This window comes from bacterium (genome assembly GCA_040755795.1).
Taxonomy (GTDB): domain Bacteria; phylum UBA9089; class CG2-30-40-21; order CG2-30-40-21; family SBAY01; genus JBFLXS01.
This window is the reverse complement of record JBFLXS010000127.1, coordinates 1-9,703: the sequence shown is the minus strand read 5'-3', so window position 1 is coordinate 9,703 and position 9,703 is coordinate 1. Positions and strand designations below refer to the sequence as shown.

At 33.6% G+C, this 9,703-nt stretch carries 7 protein-coding genes; all 7 read right to left on the bottom strand.

Annotated features, from left to right (window positions below; genetic code table 11):
* Nucleotides 1-383: 383 nt before the first annotated feature.
* Nucleotides 384-1,943, bottom strand: coding sequence for a right-handed parallel beta-helix repeat-containing protein (locus AB1414_09645; GenBank protein ID MEW6607697.1), 1,560 nt, complete (start codon nucleotides 1,941-1,943; stop codon nucleotides 384-386).
* A gap of 323 nt (nucleotides 1,944-2,266) precedes the next feature.
* Nucleotides 2,267-4,777, bottom strand: a complete 2,511-nt coding sequence (locus tag AB1414_09640) for a DUF2723 domain-containing protein (protein ID MEW6607696.1) — start codon at nucleotides 4,775-4,777, stop codon at nucleotides 2,267-2,269.
* A gap of 363 nt (nucleotides 4,778-5,140) precedes the next feature.
* Entirely contained in the window at nucleotides 5,141-5,380 is a 240-nt protein-coding gene (locus AB1414_09635; GenBank protein MEW6607695.1) for a hypothetical protein, read from the bottom strand.
* Between the two features lie 232 nt (nucleotides 5,381-5,612).
* Nucleotides 5,613-6,857: a diaminopimelate decarboxylase gene (gene lysA / locus AB1414_09630; GenBank protein ID MEW6607694.1), complete on the bottom strand. Its 1,245-nt coding sequence runs from the start codon at nucleotides 6,855-6,857 to the stop codon at nucleotides 5,613-5,615.
* 15 nt (nucleotides 6,858-6,872) lie between these two features.
* Nucleotides 6,873-7,415, bottom strand: coding sequence for a tetratricopeptide repeat protein (locus AB1414_09625; GenBank protein ID MEW6607693.1), 543 nt, complete (start codon nucleotides 7,413-7,415; stop codon nucleotides 6,873-6,875).
* Nucleotides 7,412-7,861 carry a thioredoxin fold domain-containing protein gene (locus AB1414_09620; GenBank protein ID MEW6607692.1) on the bottom strand — a complete coding sequence of 150 codons (450 nt, stop codon included), beginning with the start codon at nucleotides 7,859-7,861 and terminating at the stop codon, nucleotides 7,412-7,414. The genes AB1414_09625 and AB1414_09620 overlap by 4 nt, the downstream gene beginning before the upstream one ends.
* A gap of 580 nt (nucleotides 7,862-8,441) precedes the next feature.
* Complete coding sequence (locus AB1414_09615; GenBank protein ID MEW6607691.1) at nucleotides 8,442-9,446, bottom strand: M23 family metallopeptidase; 1,005 nt, start codon at nucleotides 9,444-9,446, stop codon at nucleotides 8,442-8,444.
* Between the last annotated feature and the right edge of the window lie 257 nt (nucleotides 9,447-9,703).

The following is a 9,703-nucleotide window of genomic DNA, read 5'->3' as shown; positions in this document are numbered from 1 at the left end:
CAGACTTCTCCAAAGTTGAGGTGTCGTTCGCTATAAGATATGGCATTTCAATTAGTTACGAGAATGTCGTTAAATTGGACATTTGCAAATTTCTTGACTCTGTAACATATTGAATTTAAAAGAGAGATTTTTTGCAATGATTTTGGCTAAAAATTCAACGTGTTTAAAATCAAGAAGTTATCGCTAAAGCTAATGTCCAAAAATTTGGAGTCAGGTTGGAGAAGTCTGCATATCACATTTTCATTTTCTTTGCAAACAAAAAATTTGCAGTTGACATACATCCATTGTTAAAAACTCTACAAAAAAACCCAGCCTTGACATCATTAAAAAGCACGGCTGGGTTACAAAGGTAGTCAAAATGGATACCCATTGCTGTTTTAAAATCATGGGATAAATGTGAAGGTTTCGATGTCTGTGCTGAAATAATCAAGGGTAATAGGGCAGGCTAATCTTCCACCGGCTTGATATTCCCCAGCTGGTTCACTTCCATTAAAGGTATAACCACCAGGAAGTAAAGGCATGGTAATATCAAGTTCTGGTGGTAAGGTAGCCTTAGGAACATTCAATAGGGATATTAATGAATCATCAGGAAATCTAACCCAACATTTTCCTTCTACATCCACTTCCTCTTTACCATTAGTTACATGCGCATCAATAGTTAATGTATCACCTGTATGAAATTCAACATCATTTAACTCCATGAAAATCGCTAACACCTTACTGTATTCATCCGCACCCATATCAACTACATCATTGATTATCCTTGGTTCACCATCCATATCCGTATCTGGTAGTGCTGGAGCTGTATTTGAGCCTACATCAATACAAGGAGAGGTTGGTTTAAGATGATAATCTCCATTTGCCTCATCTACAAATTGTGGTGGTTCGGATATATCATTGTCTCCAGCTACACAACCATCATAATCATCTTCGCTATTACCATAAACATCATTATAATCAATTTGGGGATAAGAGTTAAAAATGCAATAGATACCTTTTTTGTTATTTGTAATTATGTTGTTGGTGACAGATGGGGAAGCATCAAATTCACAGTAAATACCACTTTCTCCATTCCCCGTAATAGTATTATTAGTGATGGTCGGTGAAGAGTAATTGGTAGCTATGATTCCATCAGCAATATTCCCTCTAATTATATTGTTCGTGATAGCAACTAAGGAATTATAAGTGTGGTTACAGTTGATACCATAACCATTTTCTCTAATAGTATTATTGGTAATAGTTGGTGAGCAGTTGCTGCCGCCACAAACGACACCCCAGAAGTTCCTTATGATAGTATTATTAGTAATAGTTGGATTTCCCCTACAGCAGATACCATATTCACTCCCTTCAATAGTATTGTTGATGATGATTGGTCTTGAATCTCCTCCTGAATAACCCTCAATACCAGAATCCCCATTCTTTATAATAATATTGTTGATAATAATTGGAGAGGATGATTGATAACCAATACCCCCACCATAAAAATTATCTATGAGAGTGTTGTTGATAATGGTAGGATTACTATTAGCGCAATATATTCCATGACCCTTGTATTCCCATCCTGTTGCTCCCGTAATTGTAAAGCAAGTAATAGTAGCGTTATTTGCTCCACTGCCTAAGAAAGTTACCGCATTCTCATCACCTGGAAAATCTGAAACATCTATTATAGTTGTTTCAGCTCCTCCACCAACAAGTGCAATCCTTTCAGTAATAGTTACAGTTTCAGTATATGTCCCAGGGGCACATTGTACAGTATCTCCATCAATAGATACCTCTACTCCTTTCCCAATAGTCTTAAACGGTTCTTCTTGCGTACCAGGATTACTATCATCTCCATTCACTGCATCTACATAATAGGTAGTAGCATCTACCTCACTCAAAGTTCCCATACCCAAAAGCATTCCTAAAACCACCAAAATTCCTAAAATAATCTTTTTATTCATCTTCTAAAAACCTCCTTTCTTTTAGATTTTATTATGTTAACCAAAATCGTGGCAGATTTAAACTAAATCTATTTTTCACCTACCTTCCATCTGCCAGATTGACTCTGAAGTTTTATCTAATCATATCAAGCTTTTTTATAATATAACATAAAACTGGATTTTTGTCAAGCAAAATGTAAAAAAAACAGCAATTCTCGGTGAAAAATTAGATAGAGGCTCATTATTCCTTATTTTTCTCTCAAAATCTTTACGAAAAATATTTTTTTCTATCTCTCCTAAACATAGGTGAATTCAGTCTCTAAAAATTCAATAATAGGAATTATTTAATCCCAGACAATCTCCTGTCCATGTCGTATGGCTAAAAGAGCTTGACGAATATCATCACGAAATGGTACTAACTCTAAAAGTTTCTCTAATGTTTTACAAGTATTATTTATATCACCATTTTTATAATATGCTTTACAAAGAGTATAAAGAGTTTTAACATTTTTAGGATTTAATTTTATTGCCTTTTGAAGAATACAGATTGATTCTCTATATTTCTCTTTTAAAAGATAAATTTCACCTATTTTATTATAAGCTTCTTCACTATTAGTGTCAAGAGAAATTACCTTTCTGTAATAGATAATTGCTTTATTATACTCCTTTTTTTCTTCATATGTATCACCAATGTTTAAATATGCACTTGAAAGAGTTGGATTTAGTGTTATAGCTTTTTTAAAATAATTAATAGATTCATCATACATACCCTTTTTATAGTAAAGTACTCCCCAGTTATTGTACACTGCAGCATAGTTTTGCAAAGTAAATTTAGTCCACTCAATGTTAAAATTCATACCATCAGTATAGATTATATCATCATATATTCCTCTTAAGTTAAGTCTTAACTTTCTGTTTAGAATAACATTAGATAATTTATCCACTTCTTTTTTATCCTTTGCTATCCTCCAGAGTAATCCTTGGAGAACTAATGGATAATTTGAGGCTAAATGAGTAATTTCTTCATTAAATAAGATATAACATGGATACTTGTTAAGATTATTCTCTATAAGTTCATCAAATCTAACTTGTGTAAGTTCCGTTCTTTTATTTGATTTTAACTTCATAATTCTTTCCTTAGGATAAAGCTCAAATTCCAAATCAGGATGTTTTTCTTTAATTTGAGCTCCATACCAATCACAATGTAGGAAGGTTGAAATAACAAAGCATATATTTGTCTTAATTTTTTCTACAATTTGAATATAAAAAGATGGGAAAATGTTCATGTCTGTATGTAAAAAGATAATTGATTCTTCCTCTAAATCATTTAATATATTTCTTCCATAATCATATGCTAAATAATACTTATGTTTATTAGTATAACTATAATTTGTATTAAAAAGGAATAGAATTAAGAAAATCATAGAAACTAAATACACAATTATAAAGAAGAAAATTGGTATTTTTTTGATTGTAAAAAAAGAAATAATCTTTTCTGTTATCCATTTAATTGCACAACCACTTAAAATAGCAAAGATAACAAATGTAGGAATATAATAATCTTCAATATTAGGAATACTATAAATTGTGGCTAAGGTTATATTCATAATGACTATCAGTATTAAAAAGATAAAAATCTTTATTTTTTTAAAAAAGAGAATTAACATTCCTACAATTCCAATCCAAATGAAATAATTAGTAAACTGATGACTAAAGAAAAGACTTATGTGAAACTTACCCCTTTGTAACCTTTCTTTTAATATAGGAGATACAAAAATATCTCTATAATCTTTAGCACTAATATGATCAATAAATCTTTCTAAGTTATCCGGGTCACTACAATTAACAGGTGGATTTTGAGAAGCTCGTAGAGGAAGGTATGAGTAAAGGAGTAAGGGAATAATAAAAAGAAAAAACATTATTAATACAGGTCTTAAAATCAATAATTTTTTATAGATAGACTTTAGAAGATAAAGAATATTAAATAAAAACTGTTTATTATTTTGCCTGATAGTTTTTTTTGCTTTTACATGAGTTTTCTTCTTCATCCAACTGGTAATACTAATTAATAGAATAAAGAATACACTTGCTGGCACTAAATAGATTGTTTGCATGTGATGAGTGAAAGATAAACCCAGGGTGAAAGCGAAGAGGTAGAGATATCTCTGAGCTTTGAGCCTTGAGCTTTGAGCTTTTACCTCCATGCTCCGTGCTCTATACTCCGTGCTCATTGCTTCTGCCCACTTTAGTAGGATAAAGATTAGTAATGTTGCAAACAGAGCATTTAGTGAGTATTTCTCAGCTATTACTGCCTGTTCCCAGAAGGTAGTAGCAAAAGCAAGCATGAAAGCAGCTACTGCTGCGGGTATAAGTTGATGTAGGGACAGACCTCGTGTCTGTGCGTTGCTTTGATTCGCAAGTCCTGCATGGACAAGCCCTGTTCCTACCTTCAACACGATAAAGTATACCATCATGCACGCCAGGGAGGCACATAGAGCAGAGGCTAAGTTCATACGATAGGCAATGTTTCCAATTGGTAGTAGACTCATCCAAAGTTTACCAAGCAAGCAATAAAGAGGATAACCTGTCGGATGTGGGATACCTAAGACATAAGCCGCAGTTATCATATCTCCTGAGTCATGAAACCCAATCGTTGGAGTAAGAGTATGCAAATACACAACCCAGCAGATGAAAAATACCAGTACTCCACCTGCGTAGTCTAATAAGGCAAATGCTCTTGGAGTAATTGGTTCATCTTTTGGTATAAGAAATCTTGGAATCTTGAAAGGAACCTTCCACTTCCCCTTTTTCTGTTTTCTGTTATCTGTTATCTGTCCTCTGTTTTTCTTACCCATCTTGCCTACTATTATACTTTATCCTCCCTGCCATTGTCAACTAAAAATAATATTAACAGCAATTCTCGGCAAGAATTAGATAGAGGCTCATTATTCCTTATTTTTCTCTCAAAATGTTTACGAAAAATATTTTTTTCTATCTCTCCTAAACATAGATGAATTTAGTCTCTAAAAATTCACCTATGAAAAGGGTTTGTCAAGTAAAAAATATCTCTCAAACAAAAATTTTCAACCTGTGAAATAGGAATATTTTGATCGTGGTTAGTATAAGAAGGGGGATAAGGGGATAAAGGAGGTATGGAGATATCAGAAGGATATCAAGAAAATCTACTTACTGAGATAATAATTCAATGTATTATCAAGCTACACCAGACACTGGGTCCATGTTTTCTGGAAAGTATTTACCGATTTAAAAGCTACAGGTGTAAAGGTGACTATTCTTGTAAACTTTGCTAAAGAAAAGGCGTAACCGTTCAGGCTATATATCAAAAGTGTAAGAAAGGGGATAAGGAGATAAGAGTGATATGGAGATAAGATAATAGAAATAGATTGAAATTTATAGAAATAGGTAGAAATTGATTGTGGAAAACAACAAATTTCCATAAATTTCTATTAGTTTCTATTAATTTCAATTTTTTTAATAATATCTCCCTATCTCCTTAATCTCCACATCTCCTTTTGTTACACCACCTGAACGCTTACCATACTTCGTATTCTCTACTCTGTGTAATTACGCAGCTTAACTTGAATTTGAAATGAATTTCTTTAATATTTTTCCCCTTTTTCCCTACTTTCCCATTTTTCCTTACTTACACCTGAACGCTTACAGGAATTATTAAATCTGTAAAATTGCCTCTTTGCTAATTAAATCCTCATAAGATTCTCTCTGACGGATAATATGATATTCTCCATTAATGACCATTACCTCAGCCACCTTAGGACGCATATTATAATTAGATGACATTGTAATTCCATAAGCCCCGGCATCTAAAATAACCAGTAGCTCTCCTGCCGTAGGTTTAGGTAACACTCTATCATGGGCAAAAAAATCACCTTCTTCACATATGGGGCCAACTATATCTGCCGTTAATCCTTCTCGCTCTATATCTTCAATTACTGGTAGAATTTTATGATATGCCTTGTAGAATGCCGGTCTGATTAAATCATTCATTGCCGCATCAACGATAATAAAATGCTTATTATGTCCTTTTTTAATATGAAGTATTTTAGTTACAAGAATTCCTGACTCGCCTACAATACTTCGTCCTGGTTCTAATATTAGTTTATAATTGGTATTAGCAATTTCTGGTAAGAGCATTTTGCCAAAATCCTGGATGCTATGAATATCTTCATCATGATACCTGATACCTAAACCTCCACCAAGATTTATATACTCGATGTTAATATTTAGCTCTTTAAGTTCCCGGGCTAATTTAAGAACCTTATGCATGCTTTCAAGGAATAGGTTACAATGAGTTATTTGCGAACCAATATGGCAATGAATTCCTGCTACTTCAAGATTTTGTGACTTTGATACCTGGATATAAACCTCTTTTACCATATGGTTGCTTATTCCAAATTTACTTTTAGCCAGGCCTGTAGCAATATAATGATGAGTAAGTGGATTAATATCAGGATTGACACGAATTGCAATACGGACTTTTTTATCTTTTGCTCTGGCAATTTGGTTCAATAATGAAAGTTCCTCTATTGAATCCACATTAATCATTAACAAATCATTCTCTACGGCATATTCAAGTTCTTCTCTGGTTTTACCATTACCATTGAAAACGATTTTTTGCGGTGGAATTCCTGCCTTTAATGCCTTAAATAGTTCACCGCCGGAGACAACATCTGCCCCTGCCCCTTTTTGGGCTAAAATATTAAGGATAGCCAGATTAGCGTTTGCCTTACAGGCATAACAAATTAAGGTATTAGAGAAAGATTGGCAATAAGCCTCGTAATTAGAGGTTAAGACATCATAACTGTAAAGATAAAATGGTGTTTGCACCTGCCTGGCAATGGTTTCAATCTTAAGCCCATCACAATATAATTCTCTTTCTCGATATTCAAATCCCATAAATTACACTCCTTTTTATTTCTTTTGACTCTTACGATAGATTTTCTCTGCTTGACGATTGATTTTTTTAAACTCTTTACTTTGCGGGAATTTATTTGCAATCTCCTCTATCTTTTCTTTTGACTTTTTTGCCCAGACTGTTTTGGAATGTTCCTTAATGATAGAAAGATATATTTCAGTTGCCTTTTTAAATTTATTAGATGCCTGGTAGCATTCTCCGATTTGGTAAATTGCCTCAACTTTATAGTCAGAGTGTTTATATTTTTTAAGCAATAGCCGATAATTATTTATCGCCTCATTCCATTGTTCTAACGCCTGATAGCATCTACCGATATTAAGTTGAGCCTCATCGGCATAATAAATCTTTGGATAATAGTCAATAAAATGTCGAAATTCAATAATGGCTAATTCATAATTTTTTTGGTCTTGATATGCCAGGGCACGGTCATAAAGTAATTTTGCTAATTGATTTTCCTGATATTGATACGGGGTAATATAAGGTTTAGCCTGACTACAACCAATGATAAAGAGCAAAAGAAATAAGATATTATTTATCATTTATCATCTCCTTTAGTAGATGCAAGTGCCTTTTTCATTTCGGTTATAAAATCTTCTGGTCCACGATAACCTACTACTTGATGAATTACCTGACTATCCGTATCCATAAAGATAATCGTTGGCAAGCCTCGGACAGCATATTGGTTTGGTGTAGTTTTATCTACATCACAATCAATCTTGACTGGAATAAATTTTTTAGAAAGTGCAATTACCTCTGGATTTTTATATGTCGTTGCATCTAATCTTTTACACCAGATACACCATTTTGCCTCAAAATCTACCATCAAAGGTTTATTCTTTTTTTTAGCCATCTTTAACCCTTTCTCAAAAGAATGATACCATTTAATCTCTTTTTTCTCTATTTTAGATTTAGCCAGTAGAACTTTTTGCCCCCCCAGACACAAAACACTAAATACAATCAGAAAAATACATAATTGTTTTAACATAATTAATACCTCCTTACATTTGGTAATTGGTAACTGGTGAATGGTAATTAGTTACCAATTAACCGATTACTTAGTTTTAATTTCGTGAAGCCCTATCTTTTAAAAACCACGAAGTACACGAAGAAATTATAAAACAAATTTTTCGACCACTGATAGTAATTTGCTTTTTGGGGCTTTTGGACTGTTCATTCATTTTTTCCCCTTCTGAGGGTATTTTAGCAAAAAATTTAGCATATGTCAATAAAAAAATTCGACCTGTGCGGTTAGAAATTACAAGTAAATTTCCTCAAACCTGAAAGGTTTGATTTTACATAACCGTAGATAAAATCTACGGAGAGAAGAAAATCTCCTGCTTACTACTCAACCCTGAAAGGGTTGAATTCTAACCATGGATTACATTCGACCCTTTCAGGGTCGAGTTTTGCGGGCGTTTATTTCCGTAGATTGCATCTACGGTTATTTAAAATTCGACGCTTTCAGCGTCAATAACCTAAAACCTAACCGCACAGGTCGCAAGATTTTAATGTTTTATTTCTTGTTATCTGTATCCTCAAATTGGTAAGTCGGCTATTTCAGAAAATTATCGAGAATAAGGGAGTGAAATAAAGGAAGCAGGATTGACGGGATGACCATTTTTGCAGATTTCAAAATGGAGATGAGAACCTTCACTTCTTCCTGTGCTTCCAACTAATGCAATCACTTCTCCCTGTCGGACATACATCCCCTTAGAAACCAGATTTCTTGAGTTATGGGCATATTTTGTGACATAGCCACCTGAATGTTTGATTATCACGATATTTCCATAACCCGTTATCCAACCACTATTAATTACCTCACCACTCTTAGCCGCCATAATTGATGTGCCCTGATAACTGCCAATGTCAACACCTGTATGAAATCGTATCTGTCCATTAAACGGGTCACGGCGGTATCCATAGCCACTTGAAAACCAACCACCCTTAATTGGTCTAATAAATCCCATTCCACCAACAATATATTCTTTTGTTGCTGGTAATAATTTTGCGCCCGGGATAAATATCTCTTTTCCTGCCATAAGGTCTTTAGGTTTTGAAATATCGTTAGCATCAAGAATCTTTTCCGGGCTTATTTTATAAGTAGTTGAGATATTACTTATCGTTTCTCCTTTCCCAACCTTATGAAATACGCCGTCTTGATTAGGAAGTCGTAGTTTTTGCCCCGCTCGCAGTGATGCTATTCCTTTAATATTCCGATTGGCACTCACAATTGTATCTATCTTTAGTCCTTGTTTGTGTGCTATTTCTGACAGGGTATCCCCCGGACGCACTGTATAAAGCATAGTTTCAAAAGAAGGTTCTTCAACTTCTATTCCACCTATGCCTGCTTTATTATAATCCTTAACTTTACAAATTTGATAGTGGACTTGAGGAATGAATGTTGTCAAAAGTAAATCACTTTTTATTTTTAGGCTGGATTGAGTATTGGCTAATATTTGATTTTTATAGAGTGAAGGTAAAAAAGTAATTAATAGTGCAATAAAAATTAATACACTCCTCTCTATATGTTTCCCCCCCCTCCTTTTTCTATTTTTCCTTTTTGCTTCCATAATAAACATTGTTCATCTTTTTCCTTTTTTTTAAATTTGGAGAAATCTTTATAAGAGAAACATTCTATATTATACGCCAATAAATAAAATTTGTCAAGTGTTTTTTTGTCAATCATCAAGACTAAACTATCGAGAGCGTTGCGTAGAACTTAAGGCTATATTTACGGTGCGTGGCATTGTGTTACCTCATTTCTTGCCATCTTTTTGTTTCTCTTGACATTTTGGAGTCCCAAAAGATAACCCAGAGGGTCATTAAC

Bases quoted from the DNA above. Each gene is read 5' to 3' on its own strand.
- AB1414_09645 (MEW6607697.1), bottom strand. From the start codon at position 1,943: ATGAATAAAAAGATTATTTTAGGAATTTTGGTGGTTTTAGGAATGCTT.
- AB1414_09640 (MEW6607696.1), bottom strand. From the start codon at position 4,777: ATGGGTAAGAAAAACAGAGGACAGATAACAGATAACAGAAAACAGAAA.
- AB1414_09635 (MEW6607695.1), bottom strand. From the start codon at position 5,380: ATGGAAATTTGTTGTTTTCCACAATCAATTTCTACCTATTTCTATAAA.
- lysA (MEW6607694.1), bottom strand. From the start codon at position 6,857: ATGGGATTTGAATATCGAGAAAGAGAATTATATTGTGATGGGCTTAAG.
- AB1414_09625 (MEW6607693.1), bottom strand. From the start codon at position 7,415: ATGATAAATAATATCTTATTTCTTTTGCTCTTTATCATTGGTTGTAGT.
- AB1414_09620 (MEW6607692.1), bottom strand. From the start codon at position 7,861: ATGTTAAAACAATTATGTATTTTTCTGATTGTATTTAGTGTTTTGTGT.
- AB1414_09615 (MEW6607691.1), bottom strand. From the start codon at position 9,446: ATGGAAGCAAAAAGGAAAAATAGAAAAAGGAGGGGGGGGAAACATATA.